At 64.3% G+C, this 26,102-nt stretch carries 21 protein-coding genes and 3 pseudogenes; 21 read left to right on the top strand and 3 right to left on the bottom strand.

Translation table 11 applies throughout. The features are described 5' to 3' along the window. The 14 genes and pseudogenes from ACUSIJ_RS06930 to mmsB all read left to right on the top strand — a co-directional run bounded on the left by ACUSIJ_RS06930 (position 1) and on the right by mmsB (position 12,668). Complete coding sequence (locus tag ACUSIJ_RS06930) at positions 1–864, top strand: SMP-30/gluconolactonase/LRE family protein (protein WP_449307652.1); 864 nt, start codon at positions 1–3, stop codon at positions 862–864. A gap of 65 nt (positions 865–929) precedes the next feature. Then, a complete protein-coding gene (locus ACUSIJ_RS06925) occupies positions 930–1,865 on the top strand; it encodes a 2-dehydro-3-deoxygalactonokinase (RefSeq protein ID WP_449307651.1) in 936 nt (311 codons plus the stop codon). Then, positions 1,862–2,497: a 2-dehydro-3-deoxy-6-phosphogalactonate aldolase gene (locus ACUSIJ_RS06920; RefSeq protein WP_449307650.1), complete on the top strand. Its 636-nt coding sequence runs from the start codon at positions 1,862–1,864 to the stop codon at positions 2,495–2,497. Before ACUSIJ_RS06925 ends, ACUSIJ_RS06920 begins: the two co-directional genes overlap by 4 nt. Before the next feature lie 41 nt (positions 2,498–2,538). Continuing rightward, entirely contained in the window at positions 2,539–3,687 is a 1,149-nt protein-coding gene (gene dgoD / locus ACUSIJ_RS06915) for a galactonate dehydratase (RefSeq protein ID WP_449307649.1), read from the top strand. 138 nt (positions 3,688–3,825) lie between these two features. Then, positions 3,826–4,305, top strand: a complete 480-nt coding sequence (locus tag ACUSIJ_RS06910; protein ID WP_449307648.1) for a hypothetical protein — start codon at positions 3,826–3,828, stop codon at positions 4,303–4,305. 116 nt (positions 4,306–4,421) lie between these two features. Further along, a pseudogene (locus tag ACUSIJ_RS06905) lies at positions 4,422–4,652 on the top strand (sugar ABC transporter permease YjfF); the annotation flags it as partial. Further along, the gene (locus ACUSIJ_RS06900; RefSeq protein WP_449307647.1) at positions 4,649–5,374 is read left to right on the top strand and encodes a FadR/GntR family transcriptional regulator; all 726 of its coding nucleotides are present in this window, start codon (positions 4,649–4,651) and stop codon (positions 5,372–5,374) included. The pseudogene ACUSIJ_RS06905 and the gene ACUSIJ_RS06900, both read left to right, overlap by 4 nt. Positions 5,375–5,393: 19 nt before the next feature. After that, positions 5,394–7,133 (top strand): IlvD/Edd family dehydratase, encoded by a 1,740-nt coding sequence (locus ACUSIJ_RS06895; protein WP_449307646.1) that lies wholly within the window; start codon positions 5,394–5,396, stop codon positions 7,131–7,133. Between the two features lie 30 nt (positions 7,134–7,163). Continuing rightward, positions 7,164–7,400 (top strand): annotated as a pseudogene (locus ACUSIJ_RS06890) (dihydrodipicolinate synthase family protein); the annotation flags it as partial. 3 nt (positions 7,401–7,403) lie between these two features. Beyond that, positions 7,404–8,342 carry a Gfo/Idh/MocA family protein gene (locus ACUSIJ_RS06885; RefSeq protein ID WP_449307645.1) on the top strand — a complete coding sequence of 313 codons (939 nt, stop codon included), beginning with the start codon at positions 7,404–7,406 and terminating at the stop codon, positions 8,340–8,342. 158 nt (positions 8,343–8,500) lie between these two features. Further along, positions 8,501–8,647: pseudogene (locus tag ACUSIJ_RS06880) on the top strand (aldose epimerase family protein); the annotation flags it as partial. A gap of 122 nt (positions 8,648–8,769) precedes the next feature. Then, positions 8,770–9,834, top strand: coding sequence for a multiple monosaccharide ABC transporter substrate-binding protein (chvE, locus tag ACUSIJ_RS06875; protein ID WP_449307644.1), 1,065 nt, complete (start codon positions 8,770–8,772; stop codon positions 9,832–9,834). Between the two features lie 78 nt (positions 9,835–9,912). Then, positions 9,913–11,481 (top strand): multiple monosaccharide ABC transporter ATP-binding protein, encoded by a 1,569-nt coding sequence (gene mmsA / locus ACUSIJ_RS06870; RefSeq protein ID WP_449307643.1) that lies wholly within the window; start codon positions 9,913–9,915, stop codon positions 11,479–11,481. Continuing rightward, positions 11,478–12,668 carry a multiple monosaccharide ABC transporter permease gene (gene mmsB / locus ACUSIJ_RS06865; RefSeq protein ID WP_449307642.1) on the top strand — a complete coding sequence of 397 codons (1,191 nt, stop codon included), beginning with the start codon at positions 11,478–11,480 and terminating at the stop codon, positions 12,666–12,668. The genes mmsA and mmsB overlap by 4 nt, the downstream gene beginning before the upstream one ends. Positions 12,669–12,823: 155 nt before the next feature. Here mmsB and ACUSIJ_RS06860 read toward each other — a convergent pair whose 3' ends face one another. After that, complete coding sequence (locus ACUSIJ_RS06860) at positions 12,824–14,497, bottom strand: SMP-30/gluconolactonase/LRE family protein (protein WP_449307641.1); 1,674 nt, start codon at positions 14,495–14,497, stop codon at positions 12,824–12,826. 60 nt (positions 14,498–14,557) lie between these two features. Here ACUSIJ_RS06860 and ACUSIJ_RS06855 point away from each other — a divergent pair, with 60 nt between their 5' ends. The 7 genes from ACUSIJ_RS06855 to ACUSIJ_RS06825 all read left to right on the top strand — a co-directional run bounded on the left by ACUSIJ_RS06855 (position 14,558) and on the right by ACUSIJ_RS06825 (position 24,288). Continuing rightward, complete coding sequence (locus tag ACUSIJ_RS06855) at positions 14,558–15,658, top strand: ABC transporter substrate-binding protein (protein ID WP_449307640.1); 1,101 nt, start codon at positions 14,558–14,560, stop codon at positions 15,656–15,658. A gap of 22 nt (positions 15,659–15,680) precedes the next feature. Next, positions 15,681–17,468: an ABC transporter permease gene (locus ACUSIJ_RS06850; protein WP_449307639.1), complete on the top strand. Its 1,788-nt coding sequence runs from the start codon at positions 15,681–15,683 to the stop codon at positions 17,466–17,468. A gap of 230 nt (positions 17,469–17,698) precedes the next feature. Then, positions 17,699–19,852: an acetate--CoA ligase family protein gene (locus tag ACUSIJ_RS06845; protein ID WP_449307638.1), complete on the top strand. Its 2,154-nt coding sequence runs from the start codon at positions 17,699–17,701 to the stop codon at positions 19,850–19,852. Between the two features lie 42 nt (positions 19,853–19,894). Beyond that, positions 19,895–21,019 (top strand): ABC transporter ATP-binding protein, encoded by a 1,125-nt coding sequence (locus tag ACUSIJ_RS06840; RefSeq protein WP_449307637.1) that lies wholly within the window; start codon positions 19,895–19,897, stop codon positions 21,017–21,019. A 20-nt stretch (positions 21,020–21,039) separates the two neighbouring features. After that, positions 21,040–22,500, top strand: a complete 1,461-nt coding sequence (locus ACUSIJ_RS06835) for an aldehyde dehydrogenase family protein (protein WP_449307636.1) — start codon at positions 21,040–21,042, stop codon at positions 22,498–22,500. 9 nt (positions 22,501–22,509) lie between these two features. Beyond that, entirely contained in the window at positions 22,510–23,247 is a 738-nt protein-coding gene (locus ACUSIJ_RS06830) for an enoyl-CoA hydratase/isomerase family protein (protein WP_449307635.1), read from the top strand. Positions 23,248–23,373: 126 nt separating this feature from the next. After that, entirely contained in the window at positions 23,374–24,288 is a 915-nt protein-coding gene (locus tag ACUSIJ_RS06825) for a LysR family transcriptional regulator (protein ID WP_449307634.1), read from the top strand. Positions 24,289–24,339: 51 nt separating this feature from the next. On the opposite strand, the gene ACUSIJ_RS06820 is transcribed toward ACUSIJ_RS06825, so the two are convergent. Both ACUSIJ_RS06820 and ACUSIJ_RS06815 read right to left on the bottom strand, forming a co-directional pair. Further along, on the bottom strand, positions 24,340–25,116 hold the full coding sequence (locus ACUSIJ_RS06820) for an aspartate/glutamate racemase family protein (RefSeq protein WP_449307633.1): 777 nt from the start codon (positions 25,114–25,116) through the stop codon (positions 24,340–24,342). A 59-nt stretch (positions 25,117–25,175) separates the two neighbouring features. Then, positions 25,176–25,916, bottom strand: a complete 741-nt coding sequence (locus ACUSIJ_RS06815; protein ID WP_449307632.1) for an aspartate racemase/maleate isomerase family protein — start codon at positions 25,914–25,916, stop codon at positions 25,176–25,178. Between the last annotated feature and the right edge of the window lie 186 nt (positions 25,917–26,102).

Here is a 26,102-nt window from a genome sequence, read left to right as displayed (position 1 = left end):
ATGGATGTCTTTGATGATCGGCGCTGCGAACTGGGAGAGGGGGCGTTCTGGCACCCCCTTCGCGGACAGTTCTTCTGGTTCGATATCCTGGGGTTCCGCCTGTTGACCCAGGAGGACGGCGCGGCGCGGGAATGGGACTTTGGCGAGCATGTCTCGGCGGCCGGCTGGGTCGATAAGGATCGGCTGCTTGTCGCCTCGGAAACCGGTCTCTGGCTCTTCGATCTTGCCAGCGGCGGCCGGGAACTCCTGACGCCGTTTTCGGTGGATCTTACGCACCTGCGATCGAACGACGGGCGCGCCGATCCCTGGGGCGGTTTCTGGATCGGGACGATGGGCAAGCGGGCGCAGGAGCGCGCTGGATCTATCTGGCGCTACTGGCGGGGCGAATTGCGGGAGCTTTTTCCCGGCCTGTCCATTCCCAATGCCATCTGCTTCGATCCGGCGAGGGAGATCGCGTTCTTCGCCGATACCCGGCCCGGCACGGTGTGGCGGCAAGGTCTCGATCCCGCGACCGGCTGGCCGAAAGGCGAGCCACAGGTGTTCCTTGAAGGACGGCAGACCGACGGCCATGCGCCTGACGGCGCGGTGATTGACGCCGAGGGCCGGTTCTGGACGGCCCAATGGGGCGCCGGGCGCGTCGCCTGCTACGACGGCAGGGACGGGCGGTTCCTCGGTGCTGAGTCGTTTGGCGCCGCCCTTACATCCTGCCCGGCCTTTGGCGGGGAAAAACTGTCCACGCTGTTCGTCACCACGGCCCAACAGGGCATGGATGCGGCTGCGCGCGAGGCCGAACCGCTGGCCGGCATGACCTTCGCCCGAGACATCGCGTCGAAGGGCGTGGCGGAGCCGCAGGTCGTGCCCTGATCCACGCAGGCTTTTCAGCCGGCGATGGGTCGAGTTCATCGGTATCATAGAGGAGAGCGCTGGCCATGACGACAGCCGGCGATAGTCCTGCCCTTATCGTGCTCGACTGGGGCACGAGTTCACTGCGGGCCTGGCTCATCGACGGGGAGGGGCAACCCATCGAGGCGGCCCGCGCGCCACTCGGCCTCATGCAGATCGTGGGCCGGAACTTCGCCGCCGCCTTCGATGCGGTGGCGGGGGCGTGGCGTGCCCGCTGGCCGCACCTGCCCGCGCTGGCCGCCGGCATGGTGGGCGCGGCGCAGGGCTGGGTGGAAGCGCCCTATCTTCCTTGCCCCGCCGGGCCGGATGAACTGGCGGGCGCTCTCGCCGCAGTGCCCGAGCGCAATCTCTTCATCGTTCCCGGCGTGATCCAGCGCACACCGGCCAATGTCATGCGCGGCGAGGAGACGCAGGTCGCCGGCGCACTGGCGCTGCGGCCGGACCTCGCCGGCCGCTCGCGGCTCGTCCTGCCCGGCACCCATTCCAAATGGGTGCGGGTTGAGGAAGGGCGCATCACCGGCTTCGACAGCTGGATGACCGGAGAGCTGTTCGCGGTGCTGAAGGAGCACTCCATTCTCGGCCGGTTCTCGCGCGACGGAGCGGCCGCTCCCGGCGCGGAGGCGGCGGACGCCGCCTTTCTGGCGGGCGTCGATGCGGCACGCGCGGCGGGGCGGGCGAGCGGCCTCTACTTTTCCGCCCGGGCGCGGGTGCTGGCGGGCGAACTCGTGGCCGGCGCCGCGCTCGATTATCTGTCCGGCCTGCTGATCGGCGAGGAGATCGCCGCCGCGCTGACGCCGGGCGAAACGCCCCTGCTGATCGGCGACCCGGTGCTCTGCCGCCGCTATCGCATGGCCCTTGCGCGCTTCGGCGCCGCCGGGGCCGAGGAAATCCCCGATGCCGCCCTCGCCGGCCTCCGGCATGTCGCCAATGCGGCGGGGCTTGCAACACTGGAGATCTCATGACCCAGCCACTGGCCCTGCAGGCCTCTCTCGACCGCCTGCCCCTGATCGCCATCCTGCGCGGCGTCACGCCGGGCGAAGTCGTCCCCGTCGCCCGCGCGCTGGTGGAGGAAGGCTTCGCCATCATCGAGGTGCCGCTCAATTCCCCGGAGCCGCTGGAAAGCATCCGCCGGCTGGCTTCAGCCTTCGGCGAGGACGTTCTTGTCGGCGCCGGCACGGTGATCGATCCGGCGAAGGTGGCGGAGATCGCAGCGGCGGGCGGGCGCATCATCGTGACGCCGCATGGCGACCCCGCCGTCATCCGGGCGGCGAAACAGCACGGACTGATCGCCGCCCCCGGCATCGCCACGCCCACGGAGGGCTTCGCAGCGCTCGCCGCCGGAGCGGACGCGCTGAAGCTGTTCCCGGCCGAGGCGCTCTCGCCCGCCGTGCTGAAGGCCATGCGCTCCGTCTTCCCGAAGGGCACGCCCTTCCTGCCGGTCGGCGGCATCACGCCCGACACCATGGCCCCGTGGCACGGGGCGGGGGCCGCCGGCTTCGGTCTGGGCTCGGCGCTCTACAAGCCGGGACTGGACGCCGCGGCCGTTCGCGCCCACGCGAGAGCCTTCGTCAGCGCCTACAGGGCGCTCGGCTGAAGCCGGAAAAGCACCCGCACGAAAGATGAGGACAAAGAGACATGAAGATCACTGCCATCACCACCTTCATCGTGCCGCCGCGCTGGTGCTTCGTGAAGGTCGAGACGGACGAGGGCGTCACGGGCTGGGGCGAGCCGGTCGTCGAGGGGCGCGCCCACACCGTCGCCGCCATGGTGGAGGAACTGTCCGACTACCTGATCGGCAAGGATCCCCGCCTGATCGAAGACCATTGGACGGTGATGTACCGGGGCGGCTTCTACCGGGGCGGGGCGGTCCATCTCTCCGCCATCGCCGGCATCGACCAGGCGCTGTGGGACATCAAAGGAAAAGCGCTGGGCGTGCCGGTTCATGCGTTGCTCGGCGGGCAGGTGCGTGACCGTATCCGCGTCTATTCCTGGATCGGCGGCGACCGGCCCGGCGACACCGCGCGCATGGCGCGTGAGTGCGCGGACAAGGGGTTCACCGCCGTCAAGATGAACGGCACAGAGGAGATGCAGATCGTCGACACCTGGGACAAGGTGGATGCCGTGCTCGAACGCGTGCAGGCCATCCGCGACGAGATGGGGCCGGATTTCGGCATCGGCGTCGATTTTCATGGCCGGGTACATCGCCCCATGGCCAAGGTGCTGGCCAAGGAACTCGACGCCTTCCGGCTGATGTTCATCGAGGAGCCGGTGCTCTCCGAGCATCCGGAGGCGTTGAAGGAGATCGCGAACCAGACGTCCACGCCCATCGCGCTCGGCGAACGGCTGTATTCCCGCTGGGACTTCAAGTCTGTCCTTGCCGACGGCTCGGTGGACATTCTCCAGCCCGATCCCTCTCACGCCGGAGGGATCACCGAGACGAAAAAGATCGCCAATATGGCCGAGGCCTTCGATGTGGCGGTCGCGTTCCATTGCCCGCTGGGCCCCATCGCGCTGGCCGCGAACCTGCAGCTCGACGCCGTCTGCTACAACGCCTTCATTCAGGAGCAGTCGCTCGGCATCCACTACAACACCACGAACGACCTGCTGGACTACATCGTGGACCCGGCCGTCTTCCATTACCGCGATGGCCATGTCGCCATCCCGCAGGGGCCCGGCCTCGGCATCGAGGTGAACGAGGACGTCGTCCGCGAGGCGGCCGCGAAGGGCCACCGCTGGCGCAATCCGGTCTGGCGGCACCGGGACGGCAGCCTCGCCGAGTGGTAGAGGCCCCGCTGCCCGCCGCATTCCGGGCAGCGTAAAAAGTCAAATAATATGACTATTCAGCCCAAGAGACGCATGCTATAACGATTCCACCGTAAGCGCCCCAAAGCGGCGCGACGGCGAAAATCGGGAGAAACGCCCATGTCTTTCAGGGCCCTGCCGCTGGCTGGCGCGCTTTCGGGCGCGGTTCTGGCCACCGGTGCGCATGCCGCCGACCTCATCATCGGTTTCTCGCAGATCGGCTCGGAATCGGGCTGGCGTGCCGCCGAGACCAATGTTTCGAAAGCCGAGGCGAAGGAAGCGGAGATTCCGGTGGTGCTGCTCGACCGGGATATCGATCCTTCCGGCAAGGATCTCTGTCTGACGGCCGTCACCTCCGGCAGCGTGCATGAAGGCCGGGTCGCCGGCGTTCCCGACATCTTCAAGGCCGTCGCCGCGGGCGAGGCCAACGCCACCGTCGAGCTGACGCCGAACATGGCCGGCCCGGCCTTCGACGCGCTCATCGCCTACAAGACCGAAGGCACCGTGCCGCCGAAGTGGATCCAGACGGAGTCGAAGCTCTACACCGCAGCCGACAATCCGCGGGCGGTCTACGAGAGCAAGAAGGACCTGGGCTACTGAGGTCCGCGGCTGTCGGGCGCCGGGCGGTCCGGCGTCCGTCCGCCGGGCACGCCCGACCGATCCCCTATTCCGCGAGCGGCCTCATGTCATCTGACGACACACCCCTGCTGGATCTGACGCTGCTCTCGGGCCGCCACGGCTTCGTCTTCGGCACGTTAGTGGGGGTTCTGATCCAGGGGCTGATCCAGACCTGCATCAGTTTCGACGGCTCGCTGTCGAGCTGGTGGGCGAAAATCGCCACCGGCCTTCTTCTGTTCGCCTTCATCGGCTGCCAGCAGGTCACTCTCCACTTGGCCCACGTGGCGCGTCGTTCGCGCCTGCGTCCAGCAGGAGCTATGCAGCCATGACATCGCCGATCATCGTCATTCCCGCCCGGCGCGCCCATTCCAACCACGAGGAAGTGGCACGCACGATCGGCATCGACATCATTTCCGGCCGTTACCCGGAGGGCGCCAAGCTGCCCGGTGACGCCGAGCTCACGGAGCTGTTCGGCGTGTCCCGGCCGGTGCTGCGCGAGAGCGTCAAGACGCTGGTCGCCAAGGGCCTGCTGACCACCAGGTCCCGCGTCGGCACGGTGGTGCGCGAGCGCGCGGCCTGGAACATGTTCGACTCCGACGTGCTCGCCTGGCATCTCGACGCCGGCATCGACAAGCGCTTCCTGCGCGATCTCGCCGACATTCGTCTCGCGGTCGAGCCGCGCGCCGCGGCCCTCGCCGCCGAGCGCCGCAGCGATGACGACATCGCGGTGATGCGCGGAGCGGTCGCGCGCATGCACAGCGAGGCCGGCGGCGTCTCGGACGGTTTCGCCGAAGCCGATCTGAGCCTGCATCTCGCGGTCGCCAACGCATCGGGCAATCCGTTCATGCGCTCCATCGGGGCGGTGATCGAGGCGGCGCTGCGCGCCTCCTTCGTGCTCAGCGCGCCGGTCAGCGCGCGCGATTACGACATCACCGTCGCCGCCCATGAACGCATCGTCGACACGATCGCCGACAGGGATCCGGAAGCGGCGGCCGCGGCGATGACGAATGTGATCTTCAACGGTCTGCGCCGCCACGGCGCGGCAAGCTGAGCGGAACGGAAGTACGGACATGAGTGACGAGAAATCGGGAAGGAAGCCCTTGCGCAGCCAGGCGTGGTTCGGCCGGCAGGACAAGATGGGTTTCTACTACCGTTCCTTCCTGAAGAACAGCGGCACGCCCCAGGATCAGTTCGAGAACAAGCCCGTCATCGGCATCTGCAACACCTGGTCGGACCTGACTCCCTGCAATATCCATTTCCGCACCATCGCGGAGCATGTGCGCTACGGCGTGCTGGAGGCGGGCGGCTATCCGCTGGAGTTCCCGGTGTCGTCGCTGGGCGAGGTCACCATGCGGCCGACCGCCATGCTCTATCGCAACCTCGCCTCCATGGATGTCGAGGAAGCGATCCGCGCCCATCCGCTCGACGGCGTCGTGCTGCTGATGGGCTGCGACAAGACCACGCCGGCGCTGCTGATGGGTGCGGCTTCCGCAAACCTTCCCGCCATCGGCGTGTCGGGCGGCCCGCAGCTGCGCGGCGTCTATCGCGGAGAGATCATCGGTTCCGGCACCAACATCATCTCGATGAGCGAGCAGTTGCGCGCCGGCGAGATCACGCTCAAGGAGTTTCACGAGGCGGAAGCCGCGATGAACCGCTCCGCCGGCAGCTGCATGACCATGGGCACGGCCTCGACCATGGCCTCGATGGTGGAGGCGCTCGGCCTCGGCCTGCCGGAGAACGCCGCGATCCCCGCCGCCGACGCACGGCGCAACCTGCTCGCCCGCATGGCCGGGCGGCGCATCGTGGAGATGGTGCGCGAGGACCTGAAGCCTTCGGACGTCCTCACCCGCGAGGCATTCGAGAACGCCATCCGCACGCTCGCCGCCATCGGCGGCTCCACCAACGCCGTGGTGCATCTGCTGGCGATCGCGGGGCGCGTGGGCGTGGAACTGACGCTGGAGGATTTCGACCGGCTGGGCCGAGACGTGCATTGCCTCGTCGATCTCATGCCGTCCGGCCGCTTCCTGATGGAGGATTTCTACTACGCCGGCGGCCTGCCGGCCGTGCTGCGCCGCTTGGGCGAGCGGGGGCTTCTGCATCGCGATGCGCTCACGGTGAACGGGCATACGCTGTGGGAGAACGTCAGGGACGCGCCCTGCTGGAATGCCGAGGTGATCACACCGTTCGAGATGCCGTTCAAGCCGGAGGCGGGCATCGCCATCCTCACCGGCAATCTCGCGCCGAACGGAGCGGTGATCAAGCCGTCCGCTGCCTCGCCAGAACTGATGCGGCACACGGGGCGCGCCGTCGTGTTCGAGAGCGTGGAGGAGATGCGCCGCGCGGTGAATGACGAGGCGCTCGATATCGACGCCTCCTGCGTCATGGTGCTGAAAAACTGCGGGCCGAAAGGTTATCCGGGCATGGCCGAGGTCGGCAACATGCCGCTGCCGGCCAAGCTGCTGCGCGAGGGCGTGCGCGACATGATCCGCATTTCGGACGCTCGCATGTCTGGTACCGCCTACGGCACCGTGGTCCTCCACGTCGCGCCGGAGGCGACGGCCGGCGGTCCGCTCGCGCTGGTGAAGAACGGCGATCTCATCACCCTCGACGTGCCGGCCCGCTCGCTGCACCTGCATGTGAGCGACGAGGAGCTCACCGCCCGCCGCGCCGCCTGGACGCCGCCCGCGCTGCACACCGACCGCGGCTACACGAAGCTTTACGTCGATCACGTGCTGCAGGCCGACCGCGGCGCGGACTTCGACTTTCTCGTCGGCCGCTCCGGTTCGCCGGTGCCGCGCGACAACCATTGACTGCATGGTGATGCAATGACGAATTCTCCCGATGCCTGTTTCGCCGTCGACAGAGAAGCCGCCGCCTACCAGCGCCGGCTGCCGCTCGTCAATTGCGAGCATCGCCAGTGCGGCCTCGCCGCCTGCAGGGCGCCGATGCAGAAGGGCAGGATGATCGCGCACGACACTGTGCGCGCCCCGCAGCCGCTCCTGCATCCGGCCACCCGCGCGGGCCTGATCGAGATCGCCCGGCGTCTCGACCCGCTCGTGCTGAACTGGGGACGCTGAGCCATGACCGCAGCCGTAAATCCCGTTCGTCTCGCTATCGTGGGCCTTGGCAAGATCGCCCGCGACCAGCATCTTCCGGCCATTGCGGTGACGGAGGGTATCGACCTCATCGCCGTCGCCAGCCGCAACGCCGCCCTTGACGGGGTGGCCCATTTCGAAACGCTTGAGGAACTGCTGGCGCGTGGTCCGCGGATCGACGCGGTGGCGCTGTGTACGCCGCCGCAGGTGCGCCGGGCGCAGGCGGCACTGGCCCTGGCGGCGGGGAAGCATGTGCTGCTGGAGAAGCCGCCCGGAGCCACCGTGAGCGAGATCGCGCCGCTCGTCGCGGCAGCGCAACGCAAGGGAAAAACCCTGTTCGCCACCTGGCACTCCCGTTTCGCCCCGGCGGTCGAACCGGCGCGCAAGTTGCTTGCCGAGCGCGATATCCGTTCGGTAACGGTCGAGTGGAAGGAGGACGTGCGCGTCTGGCATCCGGGGCAGGACTGGATATTCGAGCCGGGCGGGCTCGGCGTCTTCGACCCCGGCATCAATGCCTTGTCCATACTGACGCGCATCCTTCCGCAGCCGTTCTTCGTTACCGACGCCGCGCTTGCCTTCCCGGCAAATCGTGGGGCGCCGATCGTCGCCACGGTCGCCTTTTCCGATGGTGCGGGGTTGCCGATCCGCGCCGAGCTGGACTTCCTGCAGACCGGACCGCAGACGTGGGACATCCACGTGGACACGGACGCCGGCCGGCTGACACTGTCGGGCGGCGGCGCGCGCCTTCTGGAGGAAGGGCGTGTGCTGGTGAGCGAGAAGGAGGCCGAGTACGCGGGCATCTACGCACGCTTCACCGAGCTCATTGCGGGCGGCGTGTCCGATGTCGATCTCGCGCCGCTGATCCACGTGGCGGACGCCTTCATGCTGGGGCGGCGCACCATCGTCGCACCGTTCGACTGGTGAGCGCGATGGCTGAATCCTCATGCACGCGCGAGACGTTCGGCACGCTGCCCGACGGGCGTGCCGTCGAGCCGCTGCGATTGCGCGGCGGCGAAGGCTTGGAGGTCTGCGTCATCACCTGGGGCGCGGCAGTGCAGGCCTTGCATGCATCGGATCGCGACGGACGGCTCCACCGGCAGTCGGATGCATTCTGTCTCGAACCGCAGTGCTGGCCGGACACGCCCAACCGCCCGGATTATCCGAGCGCGCGGCTCGACCCGGGCGAGACCTATCGCCATGCCTCGATCTACCGGTTCCCCGCGACCTGAGAAGGGGACCGTGCAGCCGAGCATGGCGGAAGACAGGCCGCGCGTCGCGAAGACTGACACGCGGAGAGAGTGACGCAACGGCACGCGAAAACGCGACCGGCTGATACAACAGGGAGATATCCATGAAACGCCTGATGATGACCCTTTCCGCCTTCGCGCTCGGCGCGCTGGCTTTTGCCGGCCCGGCGATGCCGCAGGACAGACCGACGGTCGGCATCGCCATGCCGACCAAATCCTCCTCCCGCTGGATCGCGGACGGCAACAACATCGTGAGCGTGCTGAAGGAGCGCGGTTATGACACCGACCTGCAATACGCCGAGGACGACATCCCCAACCAGCTTTCGCAGATCGAGAACATGGTGACCAAGGGCGCGAAGGTGCTGGTGATCGCCTCCATCGACGGCACGACCCTGTCGGACGTGCTCGCCCAGGCCAACGCCGAGGGCATCAAGGTCATCGCCTATGACCGCCTCATCCGCGACACGCCGCATGTCGACTACTATGCCACCTTCGACAACTTCCAGGTGGGTGTGCTGCAGGCGCAGTCGCTGCTCAAGGGGCTCGGCTATCCCGAGAACAAGGGGCCGTTCAACATCGAGCTGTTCGGCGGCTCGCCCGACGACAACAACGCCTATTTCTTCTACGACGGCGCGCTTTCCGTGCTGCAGCCGCTCATCGACGAGGGCACGCTGCAGATCCCGAGCGGCCAGACGGGCATGGACAAGGTCTCGACCCTGCGCTGGGACGGCGCCGCCGCGCAGGCGCGCATGGACAACCTGCTCAGCGCCTTCTACGGCGACAAGAAGCTCGACGGCGTGCTCTCGCCCTACGACGGGCTGTCCATCGGCATCCTCTCGTCGCTCAAGGGGGTGGGCTACGGCAGCGGCGATGAGAAGATGCCGGTCGTCACCGGCCAGGATGCCGAGGTGCCGTCGGTGAAGTCGATTCTCGCCGGCGAGCAGTATTCCACCATCTTCAAGGACACGCGCGAGCTCGCCCGCGTCGCCGCCGACATGGTCGACGCCGCGCTGAGCGGCAGGGAGGTGGAGGTGAACGACACCAAGACCTACAACAACGGCGTGAAGGTGGTGCCGTCCTATCTGCTCAAGCCCGTCGAGGTGGACAAGAGCAACTGGGAGCAACTGCTCGTCGACAGCGGCTATTACCGGCAAGGCGAGATCAACTGAAACCCCGGCTCCGCGCGGGAGGCTGGTGGCTACCGCTCCCCGCGCGGAGGTCCCGATAATCATAACAGGCAGGGACTTATGAACGCTCTTCTGGAAATGCGGAGCATCAGCAAGCACTTCGCCGGCGTGAGGGCGTTGAGCGACGTCAGCTTCACGGTTGCGCCGGGCGAGGTCCATGCTCTCGTCGGCGAAAACGGTGCGGGAAAGTCGACGCTCATGAAGGTGCTGAGCGGGGTCTATCCGCACGGCTCATATGATGGCGCCATCATCTTCGACGGCGAGGAGCGGCGTTTTCGCGATATCACCGATTCCGAGACGCTCGGCATCATCATCATCCATCAGGAACTCGCCCTCATCCCGTTGATGTCCATCGCGGAAAACATCTTCCTCACCCATCCGCCCGCCCGTTTCGGCGTCATCGACCGCGATGCCGTGCGCTGGCGCACCCGCGAATTGCTGGCCAAGGTCGGCCTCGACGAATCCCCGGACACACTCGTGACCAATATCGGGGTCGGCAAGCAGCAATTGGTGGAGATTGCCAAGGCGCTGTCGAAAAGGGTACGCCTGCTCATCCTCGACGAGCCGACCGCGAGCCTGTCAGAAAAGGACAGCGCCGCGCTGCTCGACCTGCTCGCCGAATTCCGCGCACAGGGCATCTCCTCCATCCTGATTTCGCACAAGCTCAACGAAATCTCGCGGATCGCCGACCGCATCACCGTGCTGCGCGACGGGCGGACGGTTGATACGCTCGACTGCCGCGACGGCGCGGTGGAGGAGGATCGCATCATCCGCAAGATGGTCGATCGCGATCTGGAGCACCGTTACCCGAAACGCACGCCGAAGATCGGCGAGACGATCCTTAATGTATCCGGCTGGTCGGTGTTCCACCCCCTCCACGCCGAACGGCGGGTGATCAAGGGCGTCGACTTCGCGGTGAGGCGCGGCGAGATCGTCGGCATCGCGGGCCTGATGGGCGCCGGGCGCACCGAGTTCGCCATGAGTGTCTTCGGGCGTTCCTGGGGCCAGAAGGTTTCGGGCCGGGTGGAGATCGAGGGCAGGGAGGTCGACGTCTCGACGGTGCGACGCGCCATCGACGCCGGCCTCGCCTATGTCACGGAAGATCGCAAGCAACTGGGCCTCCTGCTCTCGGAGGACGTACGCAAGAACATCACGCTTGCCAATCTCGACGGCATTGCCGCTGCCCGCGTCCTCGACGACATGCGGGAATTGCGCGTCGCGTCGGATTACCGCAACCGCATGCGCATCCGCTGCCACAGCGTCTATCAGGAGACCGGCAAGCTTTCCGGCGGCAACCAGCAGAAGGTCGTGCTGTCCAAGTGGCTGTTCACCGATCCCAAGGTGCTGATCCTCGACGAGCCGACGCGCGGCATCGATGTCGGCGCGAAATATGAAATCTACTGCATCATCAACGAACTGGCGGACGCCGGCAAGGGTGTCGTGGTGATCTCCTCCGAGATGCCGGAACTGCTCGGCATCTGCGACCGCATCTGCGTCATGAACGAGGGCGCCTTCGTCGGCGAGTTTCCGGCCGCCGGCGCAACGCAGGAAATGATCATGCGCGCCATCATGCGCAAAAGTCATCATGCGGAAGGGGGAAACAACGCCGAAGGGAGGACAGAGCCATGAGTGACAAGACAGCCGTGCTGCCGGAAAGCCCCCGGCATACCGGGTTCGTCAAGAACAATCTGCGCGAATACGGCATGCTGCTCTCACTGTTCGTGATCATGCTGTTCTTCGAGGTGATGACCAACGGCACGCTGCTGAGACCGCTGAATCTCACCAATCTTGTGCTGCAGAACAGCTATATCGTCATCATGGCGCTGGGCATGCTGCTCGTCATCGTCACCGGGCATATCGACCTCTCGGTCGGCTCGGTGGCGGGCTTCATCGGCGCGGTGGCGGCGGTGCTGATGGTCAAGCTCGGCGTGCATTACATCCCCGCTACCCTCATCTGTCTCGCCCTCGGCGGTCTGATCGGAGCGGCGCAAGGGTATTGGGTCGCCTATTTCAAGATCCCGTCGTTCATCGTCACGCTGGCCGGCATGCTGGTGTTCAAGGGGCTGGCGCTCGCCATCCTCGCCGGACAGTCGGTCGGTCCCTTTCCGCCGCAATTCCAGAAGCTGTCGTCCGGCTTCATCCCGGAACTGGTGCCGGGGGCGGGGGCGCTCCATCCCACGTCGCTTCTGATCGGCGCCTTGCTGGCGCTAGCGATCGTCTGGCAGAACTACCGCAGCCGCATCCGGCAAGAAAGCCACGGCATCGAGACGGAGCCCTACGGCGTCTTCCTGATCAAGAACCTCGTGTTCTTCAGTGTCATCGTCTACTTCGCCTATCTGATCGCTTCGCACCGCGGCGTGCCCAACGTGCTCGTGATCATGACGGCGCTTGTCGCGCTCTATGCTTTCATGACGATGCGCACCACGATCGGCCGGCAGATCTACGCCGTGGGTGGCAACGAGAAGGCGGCCAAACTCTCCGGTATCAAGACCGAACGGCTGACTTTCCTCACTTTCGTGAACATGGGCGTTCTGGCTGCGCTCGCCGGCCTCGTCTTCGCCGCGCGGCTGAACACGGCGACACCCAAGGCCGGCCTCGGTTTCGAGCTCGACGTCATCGCCGCCTGCTTCATCGGCGGCGCCTCGGCCTATGGCGGTGTGGGGCGCGTCGGCGGCGCCGTGATCGGCGCACTCATCATGGGCGTGATGAACAACGGCATGTCGATCCTCGGCATCGGTATCGACTACCAGCAGGTGATCAAGGGCCTCGTGCTCCTCGGCGCCGTATGCCTCGACGTCTATAACAAGCGGAAGTAGGGTCCGGCCGCGGCCGACTTCCGGCAGAGTCCGTCATCGGGCCGCGCAGGACACGGGCGTCGCGCGGGCGCTGCCGTGAAGAATACGTCCCATAATGCATCCTCCTCCTGGCGGCCCAGGGGTCATGATGACCATCACAGTCCAGGACTACACACCTAATCCACCGACAGGGCGCAATTCCATGGCGCGATCCCCGGCACAGAACAGTCGAAGCTCAGCAAGGCTCCCGACATCGGCACTTCGGGAAGGCGCGTTTCAGGAATACCTCGCCGCGCCGTGGTGATGATGAGCGATTTCAGGTGCGGGCCGCCGAACGCGCAGTCGACGGGGCTGGGGATCGGAAGATAAATCACCTTGTCTATGCCGCCATCCGGGGCGATGCGGATGACGCGCCATCCCTCGCTGAGGGTGTTCCAGACGAACCCCTCCTGATCAACGGCCAAACCTGTCGGCCTGCCCATGTCTTCCGGTATGGTCACGAACACTTTCGTGTCCGAGAGCGTTCCTGTCTCCAGATCGAAGCGAGCTGTGAAAATCTTCCGCTGCGGACCGTCGGAGAAGTAGATGCGGTCGTTTGCGGGGCTCCATGCAATGCCGAGAGGGAAGAGCATGTTGTCCGCCATGCAGTGCGACGACAGGTCGGGATCGACCCTGTAGAGCTTGCCGGAGCGCCGGCTCAGCGTCTGGTCCATCGTGGTGATCCACAGGCGGCCCCGCGCATCGCAACGCGCCTTGACGTACCGCTCGTCCGGCTGGGCGATCGGCCGTCCTTTCTGCGAAACCTCGCCGCTCTCTATGTCGAGCCAATGCAGACCGCCGGGCAGGACAAGGATAAGGCCGGTTTTCGAAAGCAGGACGCCTCGTGCGGGAACGGAATGCATTATCCGTCGCTCGGAGCCGTCAAGCTTGGTGAAGAAAACCCCGGGCTGCATTCGGTCGACCCAGAACACGCCCTGGCGGGGCGCGGACCAATGCGGGTCCGAGCCCATGAACGCCTTGATGGAACCCAGCGGCTCGACCGCGTCAGACGGCCGGCTGACCACAAACTCCGTCCAGCGCTCGGGCGGATTGAAGCCGAGGTTCCACGAGATATTTTCCGCGGCCTTGGCGAGTTGGAGGCCGATCTCGTCGCATTCCTCCAAGGCCAGCGTCTGAGTCGATCCAGTATAGCCCAATGCGCCGACCGGCTGGCCGCGCTGGTCTAGGATCGGGGCCGCGCACCCACGAACGCCGATCATGCTTTCCCCGTCGTCGACGGCGAAATGACGAACCGCGGCGATCTCCACGTTCGCCTTGAGCGTCTCCACGTCCGTGATGGTGTTGGGCGTCACGGGGTTCAGCTCCAGCTTCCGGATGGCCTCCTGCCGCCTCGCAGCGTCGAAGGAGGATAGGACGGCTTTTCCGGGCGCGGTGCAATGCAAGCCCAGATTTGCGCCGATCGGCGGTGAGCTTCGCAGCGCATCCTTGGCCTCACGTTTGTCGATGAGGACAAGCCCGTCATCCGACACCAGCGCCAGCGTTACGGTCTGGCCAAGGGCGGCGTGTAGCCTGTCCAGCTCTGGCTCCGCCGCCGCGCGCACGTCCATATCCTCCCATGCGCTGCGGGCGAGTTGAAGGAGCCGCGGACCCAGGAGGAAAGCCTTCGTCGCCTCGTCGCGTCGCAGCAGGCGTTCGCTCACGAGCGTATCCAGAATCCGGTGCGCGGTTCCCGGCGGAAGTCCCGTGTAGCGGACGACGTCTGTCAGCCTTGGCGGCACGTTGGCCGAGCCTACGAGTTCAAGGACGCGGATAGCCTTAAGAAGGAGATTTGTCCCTTGGTTGCTTTTCATATTGACAGTTTCCAGGCCCTGACGATACTGTTTCCAATATAAGGAATATAATTCCACAATATGGAAGTCAAATCTTCCTATCGCATAAATGCGATGTCATTGGCTGAGGGAGGAAGGCCTATGAACACGAAAATCACCCGGCGTTTCATCTTGTCCGCTGGCGCGGCGGCATTGTTCCTGCCGTCCGGCGCGGTGCAGGCCGAGTTGCCGTCCGACTTAATCGAGAAAGCCAAGGCCGAGGGTGAGGTGGTCTGGTACACCGACCTGATCGTCGACCAGCTCGTCCGCCCGATGGTCGAGGCGTTCCAGAAAGTGTACGGTATAAGGGTCTCTTACGTCCGCGGCGACAGTCAGGACATTGTGCTGAGAGTCACCAACGAGTATCGCGCCGGCAATGTCGTCGCCGACATCTGCACGATGACGAGCGAAATCCATGTGCTGCGCAATGCCGGCGCCATCGAGCCCTTCAGCGTGCCGAACGCCGAGGCTTTGCCGGAGCAGTACCGCGATGCCGACAATTACTGGATAGCGACCAACCGATACGTCCTCACGCCGGCGGTAAACACCGATCTGGTGCCGGAAGACGGGCGCCCCGGAAGCTATGAAGACCTGCTGGACCCAAAGTGGAAGGGCAGGATCGCGTGGAAGCCGAACGACCTGTCAGGCGCGCCGGGGTTCATCGGCAACGTCCTCGTCAACATGGGCGAAGAGCAGGGGATGGAGTATCTCCGCAGGCTGGCCGGCCAGGAAATCAGGATTGTCGCCGTCAGCGCCCGCGCGCTGCTCGATCAGGTGATTGCCGGGACTTACCCTGTCGCCCTGCAGATATTCAATCACCACGCCGCGATCAGCGAGAAGCGCGGCGCGCCCGTCGCGTGGCTGCCGTTTTCTCCGTCCGCTGTGACTATTTCGACCGGGAGCAAGCTGACCGGCGGGAAACATCCCAACGCGGCGATGCTGTTGCTCGATTTCCTCGTCTCGCGCGAGGGACAGCAGGTGTTCCAGGCAGCGAACTACCTGCCCGTAAGGCCCGATATCGCGCCTCTGGAGGCCGGCCTGACGCCCGAGAACGCTGGATTTGCCGGCACGGTCCTCAGTCCCGAGATCGTAGCCGACAATTATAGCAAGTGGAACGAAATCTTTAATCAACTGTTCCGATAGCCTAACGGATCGTAAGACAAAGATGACCGTCAAGAACACCATGTCGGGCAGCGGTGGGGAATCGCTGTTGCCGAGGGGCCGGAGCTTTGGCCTGCACCATGTCTCCTGGCTTCGCGGTGGCGGGGAGGGAGAAATCCTGGTTCCCATTCTTGCGATAATTGTCGCGCTTCTCGTTGTCCCCCCTCTCATCTATCTTCTTGTCGGCAGCTTCTACAGTATCGACGCCGCCGGGGGGAGGGGGGAGCTTTCCCTCAGCAACTATGCCCGCGTCTTGCTGACCGCCAAACTGGCGACCAGCGTGTGGAACTCCGTCGTGTTCGCCGCCGGCTCCGCAATGGTCGCGCTGTTTCTCGGGGGGCTCCAGGCCTGGCTCGTTGAGCGTACCAATACGCCATTCAAGTGGTTGGCCTATCTCGGCGCGATTATCTCCCTGGCGATTCCGTATGCGCTGTATGTCGTCGCCGCGATGTTCGCGTTCGGTCCGCTCGGCCCCATATCGGCAATGCTCACCTTGCTGTTCGGGCCCGGTGCCGCGCTCCCGGAACTGAATTCGATGGCGGGCATGATCCTTGTGGAAGGTCTGCTCTGGGCCCCGCTCGTCTTCCTGATGCTGTCTCCCGTGTTCCGCGCCGCCGATCCGTCGTTGGAGGAAGCTGCCCTGACGTGCGGGGCGAGCCAGGCTTCGACCCTGTTTCGCGTCAGCCTTCGGCTGGTGACGCCGGCGGTGCTGGCCGTGCTCTTGCTGGTGTTCATCAAAGCCATAGGCGCGTTCGAGGTGCCGGCAATGATGGGGTTGCCCACCGGCGTGAACGTCCTCACTACGGAAATCTATCTGCAGCTCAAGATGTCGATGCCGCCCGATCTCGGCCGCGCAAGCGCCTTTGCGGTGCTTCTGGTGCTCATTGTCGCCTTTCTCCTGCGCGCCTATCAGCGAATCCTGCGGCAGGCCGAGCGATACAGGACGATCGTCGGCAAGGCATACCGGCCACGGCTCACTGATCTTCGCAATGGCCGTTGGGCTTCCGCGGCGGCGCTGGCCGTCTGCTTCATCCTCACGGTCGGTCTGCCGCTGGTTTCGCTGGTGTGGGCTTCCCTGATGCCTTTCTATCAGGCGATGTCCCTGCGCGGCCTCCAGCGGATCACGCTGGAGAATTATTCGAACGTGCTGGCGAACAGCGGTGACCTGACGATCGTCTGGAACACGCTTCTGCTGGCTGGCAGCACGGCGACGGCGGCGATGGCGCTCTCTCTGGTGGTGGGCTGGGTCATCGCTCGAAATCGTCGCGGAGCCTGGCTGATTGACCAACTGGGGGCAGTGCCGCTTGTCGTTCCCGGCCTGGTGCTCGCCGTGGCGATTATGCAGGTTTTCCTGTCGGTGCCTGTTCCGATCTACGGCACGATGTGGATCCTGTTGATTGCGTTCAGCATACGGTTCCTGCCCTATGGGCTGCGCTATTCGACAGCGGGCATTCTTCAGATCGATTCCGAGATGGAGGAGGCGGCCGCGGCCAACGGAGCAAGCCTTGCGAGCCGCTTCATCCGGGTCGTCGTGCCGCTGGTGATACCGGCATTCGTATCCGGCTGGTTGTTCATCATGCTCCTGGTCGCCCGTGACCTGGCGATGCCGGTGCTCCTGGCCTCCCCGCATTCCCGCGTCGTCGCCGTCCAACTCTTCGACCTTTGGCAAAACGGCCAGGTCACCGAACTTGCCGCGTTCGGACTCCTGTGGACGCTGATCATGTCGGCGGTGGCCGCAATCTTCTTCTACGTCGCTAGCTGGCTCAGCAACAGTCCGTCAGAGACCGGCTAGTTCTCCTCTCAAACCGATACCAAGGAAGCGGAGATGCAAGCAAAGTATCAGACCATTCAGATCGACAATCAGAACGAGGACAGTCGGCGCCGACTGAGGGAATGCGGGAGTCGGCTCGCTTTCGATCAGGGGGACGCGAGCCGGACGGGGAAGGGTGCTTGCCCCAAGGCAGCCTGCCGCCCGGAACTCGAAGCGGCCACGGTGGAACCGTGATAGCCATGGATGCTCGCATGAATAAGCAATCCGGCGCCGAAGGTGTGCGCGCTCTGCTGTCACCCAGGAACATCGCCATTGTCGGTGCCAGCGACCGTCCCGGTGGCTGGTCCCGGGGGGTTTGGCAGTCGCTTGTGCGGTCGGGTTTTGAGGGACCGATCTATCCGGTCAATCCGCGCAATGCGACCGTCTGGGACGGCCAGAAGTGCTACGGGCAACTGAGCGATCTGCCGGAGCCGCCGGATCATGTTGTCGTGCTGATCCCAGGTGACAAGGCGATACAGGCGGTTCAGGACGCGGGCGAGGCGGGAGCGCGCAGCGCCACGGTTTTCGCCAGCGGCTTCGGCGAAGGAGGCAACAAGGCCGGGCGCGAGCTGGCCGCGCAGCTTCGCACGGCCATAGACGCCAGCGGGATCGCCATCTCGGGACCGAATTGCCTCGGCAATCTCGCGGCCCCCTATCGGCTCCTCACCATGCCCGACGAGCGGATCACGCATGTCGAACGGGGACCCTGCGCCATCATTGGTCAGAGCGGCGGAATCGTCATGGCGCTCTACCGCGCCTTGCGCAATCGCGGGGTCGGCGTAGGCTACGCTCTTACCAGCGGCAACGAGATCGGGCTTTGCACCGCCGACTACATCCGTTTCCTGATCGATGATCCCGACACCCGCGTGATAGCCTGCTTCATCGAGGCCATTCGACGGCCCGAAGCGTTTTTCGACGCCTGCCGCGCGGCCCGGGACGCAGGCAAACCTGTGGTGGCGATCAAGATAGGCGGGTCGGAGGCAAGCCGCTCCGCAGCTCTGGCCCATACGGGCTCGCTTGCGGGCTCGCAGGAGTGCTTCGACGCCGTGGCGGTTCCCGCAGGCATCATCCGGCTGGATACGCTCGACGAGGTCGTCGAAGCCGTGGAATATTTGAGCCGCGCCGCCGTTCCCGCCTCGCTCCGCATAGGCGCGATGACGTTCTCCGGCGGCATGAAAGGGCTGATGCTGGAAGCGGCGGAGCGGGCCGGCGTCGTCTTCCCGCCCTTGCACACGAGCACGCTCGCCCGGCTTGAAGAACTGATGGGAATCGGCACCTCGCTCGGCAATCCGCTCGATGCAGGCTTCACGGCGCTGAGCAGCCGCGAGGGCTATTTCGGATGCGTCGAGGCCCTGCTCGCCGACCCCGGCGTGGACCTGCTCCTCGTGCAGGAGGAACTCCCGGCGGTCGTGCTGGAGGACGACAAGATCCAGAACCTTCGGAAAGTCGACGAACTCGCGGAGCGGGGCTCCAAGCCGGTCGCCGTTATGTCGATGGTCTCGTACATGCTGTCGGATGAGGGACGCGCGTTCAGGGCCGAGTGCCCCAACCTTCCATTTCTTCATGAAGTCGAGAAAAGCCTCAAGGTTATCGGCGCAATCGACCGCTACCGGACCACGGTCGCTTCCAAGGGGGAAGACGTACCAGCCCGGGCGACTCTCGATCCTGCGCTCCTTGAGGGTACGTCGCCTTCGCAGGGCGGCTTGCTGGTTCTGGACGAGGCGAGATCGAAGCGGCTGCTGGCAGCATATGGCATCCGCTCGCCGCGCGAGGTCGTGGCTGGTTCTGCGGCGGAAGCCGTCGCTGCGGCCGACGCCATCGGCTATCCCGTCGTGATGAAGGTCCTCTCGGACAAGGTGCTGCACAAATCCGATATCGGCGGCGTCGCGCTGGATCTGGCGGATGCGGACGACGTGAAAGGCGCCTATGCCCGCTTCGAGCGGACCATGCGCGCCCATCATCCTGAGCTTCCCTTCGACCGGACTCTGGTCGCGGCCCAGGTTTCTGGCGGCCTGGAGCTGGTGCTGGGGGTGCAGCGCGATCCGGAGGTCGGTCCCGTGGTCATGTTCGGCGCCGGCGGCGTGCTTCTGGAACTCGTGAGGGACGTGGCGTTTGGACCCGTCCCGCTGTCCCGGGAGCAGGCACGATCGATGGTGGAGCGGACGCGGGCCGGGACGCTTCTGCGCGGCTTCAGGGGCGAGGCCGGCTACGACGTCGAGGCGGTCGTCGATGCGCTGGTGGCCTTGGGCGCGCTCGCCCGTGATATCGGCGATCGCCTTGAAAGCATCGATGTCAATCCCTTCGTCGTGATGCCTGGAGAAGGAGGCTACGCCCTGGATGCGCTTGTCGTGTTGCGCCCGGACTAGAAGCCGCTGAACGGCGACGTCCGATACTTGGGAGGAGAAGAGGTGCTTGAGGTCAGATCGCTTACCAAACTTTACAAGGACAGCAAGAGCGGTGGCATAGGAGGCGTCAAGGAAGCAAGCTTCAATGTCAATCGGGGTGAATTCTTTACTCTGCTTGGGCCGTCCGGTTGCGGCAAGACAACGACTTTGCGCTGCATCGCCGGTCTCGTTCAACCAGACAAGGGCTCGATCACGATCGACGCCAAGCCGGTGTTCGACGATGAGAAGCAAATCGCGCTGCCCACAAACCGCCGAAGCATAGGCATGGTATTTCAGTCCTATGCTATCTGGCCTCACCTCAGCGTGTTCGAGAACGTCGCATTTCCACTGCGCGTCGATCAGAAGCGGCGCCACAGCAACAGCGAAATCAGGAAGCGTGTGCTTGAGGCGCTGGAGGTCGTCGGCTTGCACAGCTTCGAAGCGCGTTCCTCCACGCAACTCAGCGGCGGCCAGCAGCAACGCCTTGCGCTCGCGCGGGCGATTGTCCACCGGCCGGCGCTGCTGCTGCTCGACGAACCGCTGAGCAATCTCGACGTCAAGCTGCGCGAGGGCATGCGCGCCGAACTGCAACGTCTGCAGAAAGAGGCCGGAATCACGGCGCTCTACGTCACGCACGACCAGGGGGAAGCTCTTGCGATGTCAGACTCGATCGCCGTGTTCGATCGCGGCGAAATCATCCAGCGGGGCACGCCGGATGAAATCTACTATGCACCGCGAAACCGCTTCGTCGCGTCGTTCATCGGTTCGGCGAACATGATTCCGGGCCAGGTCGTGGCCGGCGATGCAAGTCGTCTGAACGTGCGGCTGCACGATGGATCCGTCATCGGGTGCGCGCCGCCGGCCTGGCGTGCGGACGCCGGCAAGTCGGTGACCGTGTGCGTGCGTCCTGAAAGCATCAGGCTCGGCGCCGGCGACGGATCAGAACGCCCGGACCGCAACAGCATAAGCGGACGCGTGAGCAACCGTGTTTTCCTGGGCAATACGACCATGATGCATGTGGAAGCCGCGGGCGCGACCGTGCACGTCATGACCGGTTCCGAAGCGGTCAGCGGCAGGACGGGCGCGGCGCCGGGCGACGAAGTAACACTCACCTTTCCCGTGGCCGGATCGGTCGCGTTGGACGCGTGAGGACCGCAAACGGATGAAGGATGAGCATTTTGACAACTGAACAGATTTCAAGCCGCATGTTGATCGGCGGCGAGCTGACCGGAGCTTCCGGCGGCGAGACATTCGAGTCGCTCAATCCTGCGAACGAGGAGGTGATAGGCCTCGTACCGGCGGGGGGGAAGGCCGACATAGATCGCGCCGTTGACGCGGCCGAAGAGGCTTTTCCCGCGTGGGCGGCGCTGGGGATCGAAGAGCGCGCCAAATATCTCCACCGTCTGAACGACGCGCTGCTTGCGCGCGGTGAGGAAATTCTTGCGACCGAGGTTGCCGATACAGGCAACACAATCCGGAAGATGAGCCAGGACGTGGCGGCTGCCGTGTCGCTGATCAACTACTACGCCGGCGTTGCCCCCGAAATGAAGGGGGAGACGATACCGTCCACGCCGCGCAATCTCCATCTGACATTGCGCGAGCCCTACGGCGTCGTCGGCCGCATCGTTCCGTTCAATCATCCGATCAGGTTCGCGGCGGCCGCACTCGCCGGGCCGGTGATCGCGGGCAATTCGGTCGTCGTCAAGCCACCCGAGCAAAGCTCGCTCTCGGCCGGCATTCTTGCGGATATCTGTGCCGGGATATTTCCGCCCGGCGTGGTCAACATCGTCTCGGGAGCGGGGGCGGCGGCGGGGGATGCGCTGGTGCGTCATCCGAAGGTCAGGCGACTGGCCTTCACAGGTTCCGTGCCCACCGGTCTCGCCATCCTGCGCGCGGCGGCGGAGACCAAGGTCAAGAATGTGACGCTCGAGCTGGGTGGTAAAAATCCCATGATCGTGTTCCCGGACGTCGATCTCGACGCGGTCGTGAATGCGGCTGTCGCGGGCATGAACTTCGCCTGGCAGGGACAATCCTGTGGCTCCACCAGCAGACTTCTTCTGCACCACAGCATCCATGACAAGTTCCTCGACGCCGTGCTCGCAAAGGTTGCGGGCATCCGTCTCGGCACACCGTCGGACTACAACTCCGACATGGGTCCGATAAATTCGAAGGCCCACTACGAGCGGGTGCTGCGATATATCGAGTACGGCCTCGCCGACGGCGCACGGCTGGCGGCTGGCGGGAAGCGCCCGGCGGGAGTGGCCTTCGAGCGCGGCTATTGGGTCGAGCCGACGGTGTTCGCCGACGTTAAGCCGGATATGCGCATCGCTCGGGAAGAGATCTTCGGTCCGGTGCTCTCTGTTATGGCTTGGCACGATCTGGACGAGGCGCTGTCGATCGCCAACAGCACGGATTACGGCCTTACCGCTGCGATATGGACGAACGACCTCAAAGCGGCGTTCCAATGCGCGCGCCGCATCCAGTCCGGCTATGTCTGGATCAACGGCGTTTCGGCCCATTACCAGGGAACGCCGTTTGGCGGCAAGAAGAACAGCGGGCTCGGAAGGGAGGAGGGGCTGGAGGAGCTTTTGAGCTACACCGAGACGAAAACGATTCATGTGATGCTTTGAGATACAGTCATGGAAGAAAAATGCTACGAGACGGTGGAAGTAAGCGCGCCGCATCGGGGAATTGTTCATGTCATCCTGAACCGTCCGGACAATGCGAATGCGCTGAACCGGCAGTTGATTGTCGATCTGTGCGGGGCGTTGTCGGCGTGTGCGAACGACGATCGGGTGAGGCTGGTGGTGGTGCGTTCCCGCGGTAGGCACTTCTGCGCCGGGGCGGACACGAAGGAGCACAGCGTTTCTCCCGGTATCGTCGATCTCCTGGAGGAGATGGACAATTTTCCAAAGCCGATCATCTGCGTGGTGCAAGGGGGGTGCGTCGGCGGGGGAATCGCGATTGCGGCCTGTTGCGACATTGTGCTCGCTACGGAGGATGCATTCTTCACGCTCCCGGAGATCCGGCTCGGAATTGCTCCCAGCAAGCTGCTCCCCTACTTCATACGGATCTTCGGCCATCGCAACTTTCGCCAGTATGGGCTGACCGCCGAACGCATTGCAGCTGAGCATGCCGTGAAGCTCGGGATCGCGCGGGAAAGCGCGCCCGCGCATGAGATGGAGAGGCGGGTGGACGAGATCGCGGACCAGCTGCTGCACGCCGCTCCGATCGCGACAAGAGTGCTGAAGCGTCGACTGGCGGCATGGCAAAGCCCGGTCGCATCCGAAATGCGCACCGCTCCCCCCGACGAGGCGGAACTGCGGGAGGGTGTCAGCGCGATGTCCGAAAAGAGAAAGCCGTCGTGGTATCCATGACCGGCCGTGCGCCGTCGAGCATGCGGAGCTTTCCTGGAAGCTCATCTTTGTTGTATCAGGGGATAATCGCATGAGCTTGGCATTCATCGTGACGGGATAGGGAGAAGGACTATCAACGACCGTCAGTTGCGATATTTCATCAAGGTGGTTGAGGTCGGCAGCCTTACAGGCGCTGCCGACCACCTCAATGTTGCGCAGCCAGCTCTTGGCCTCCAGATTCGGAATCTGGAGGAGGAGTTGTCCGTATCGCTTCTTGTCCGCCATTCACGCGGTGTTCAAACCACTCCGGCGGGAGAATTTCTCTATCGCCGCGCGGTTTCGCTGATCCAGGCCATGAACGAGACGCGGCGGGAGGTGATGAACTTCGTGGAGGATGCGCGCGAGACGATAAGGTTCGGGGTGACGCCCAGCATCCTGAAGCTCATGGGTCCGGATCTCCTGATAGAAGCGCGGGAGATCATGCCGAACGTCTTTCTCAGTCTGGTCGAGGAAATGAGCTACAACCTCATCACTACGATCGACGCAGGCAATATTGACGCAGCTTTCGTCTACACTGCCGGCGACCGGTCCCTGACCGAGTTTACGGCTCTGTTTGACGAAGACCTGCTTTTCCTCAGCTCACCCGATATCGATTCATCGACTGACGTCATTCCCTTCGCCGAGGTGGCCCGGCGGGACCTCGTGCTGCCGGGGCAGATGGACATCGTCCGTACCCTGATAAACAAGACGGCGGCTCGCCTTTCCATTTCCCTGAACGTCCCCTACGAGACGCAGTCCAACCAGGCGATGAGGAACCTGATTCTCAAGGGACTCGCAAGCGGTGTCACGCCCTACGGCAGCGTGAAAGAGGACGTCGATCGCGGCCTCATGGTGGCCCGGCGCATCGTGCGACCCGAAGTGTGCCGGACCCTCTATCTGGCGCGCCGGCCCCGCCATGAGCCTTTCCGGGCGGAAGGGGAGCTACAGGTCTTTCTCAAGAAATGCCTTTCGCGGCTGTATGACGAGCTCGGCGATCTCGTCCGTCCCTTGGGGGAAATATAGACCGTCAGCGCCAGCAGTGCGATGCGGGGCGGAACGGCCAAAACATCCGGCCTATGCCTCCTTGCCCAGGAAATCGGCGTATTCCAGTTTTGCGCGCGGATAGGTCAATGCGCTCTGCGACATCCCGAGAGCCACGCAGGTTTCCGCAAAACGGATGCCGATAGCCTTGGTGTTGACAACCTGAACCCCGGTTTCACGCGCCAGGTCGTCAGGGTTCACGACATAGGGGATGAGGGCACCGCCGAGCGGCACGATGATTTCCGCGCCGTTGGCGACCATTTCCCTGATGACCTTCACCGCTTCCTCGAGAATATGATCCTTCCTTGAGGCCATGTCCTCCCCGTAAATTCCCAGAGGCCTGATCTCGCTGGCAAAATGCTCCATCCCATACCCGCGCAGAAGGCGCCTCGTATAGGGGACATGGGGACTAAGCGGCACCAGCACGCCGACCTTGTCGGCGAGAATCGTGGCCGCATGCATCGAGCAGCGCAGCAAGCCTATGACGGGAATATCCACCGCGAGGCGCCCGCCATCGACGCCCGGGTCGAAGGTGTTGCTCGAGATGACGGCGTCGTAGCCATTTTGCGCGGCCCAGAATATCTTCCGCACAATCGACGGCACTTCCATCATGTGATGGAGACCGTTCAAGCCGTTGACGCCGCCAAGCTTTGAAAATACCTGGCTTCCTTCGAAATCCTCTGGAAAGCCTATCTCGACCCTTGTTCCTGGCGAAGCATACGAGTTGAGAAGCCGGGTCACCTCCTCGACATCGTAAATCTCCTTCCTGCCCACGCGGGCAGGCGATTGGTTGACGACAAGTATGCGCATGGAAAGGTTTCCTCCGGTTCAGACAGAAAACGTGAATCGCGCGAGGCCGGGCGGCGTGCTCAATCTCCGCCAAGCAGGCGCGTCAAACCCGGCCGGGGGCGCCAATAGTCGATCTTGTGGAGGGTGTCCCATAACGTGCAATCCTGATTGCTGATTGCAGGAATGCCGAACTCCTTCTCGAGCATTTGCGCCACGGGCAGAACGAGCCAGGCTCCTCCACCGATATAGAGGCCGTCCGCCTTGGGATGCTCGTTGAGGGTCTTGCGCGCAAGCTCATAGGCCAGTTGCATGCCGTCCACGGTGCTCAAATTCTTGAATTGCTCGGGGAACATCACTTCCGCTCCCACGCCTTCCACCGTTATTCCCCGGCGCGCGAAGAACCGGGCGAGAACCCCGTTCATGTCGCCCGTCCATTTGTTGATCGCGACGATGCGCTTGATGCCGAGATGTTCGGCCGCATTGACCACAGCGGTGATGCTCGACGTCACAGGTTTGCCGCTTCGCTTGCGCATCCGGTCGAGCAAGCTGTCGTGTTCCTCGACGCCCATCAGGATCGGAAGGGGCACGCCTGATTGAAGCAGGATGTCGACGTTTCGATCCGTCAGCATGTCGACCAAGCGATCGATGGGCTCGAACGCGCGCAGCACGTCTTCCTTGGTGAACGTCCTGAGGCCGACGCTGACATAGGCGCTCATCACGCCCGGCGGGGCGAGACGATAGAACTCGTAAGCAACATAGTCGTTCGGCTCCAGTGGGAGCAGGCAGCCGATCACCTTCTTCGGAACAGCGTCTTCGAACATGTTCACTCTCTCCTTCCTCGCGTCGGGACCTTGGGCCGGTCTGCCCCCGTATGGGACACGTGGGCCTTGCAAGGTCTCCGGCGCGCTGCGCGGTATGACGCTGCGAGAAAAGACTTGAGGCGGGCCATCCGCGGAAATTCACCCCCCGTGCCTGTGGCCGGCCCGGAAAGAAAAGCGCTCGACCTG

This window comes from Pseudochelatococcus sp. B33, from assembly GCF_053570585.1.
Note: the sequence above shows the minus strand (reverse complement) of the source record. Positions and strands in the feature narration are given on the sequence as shown.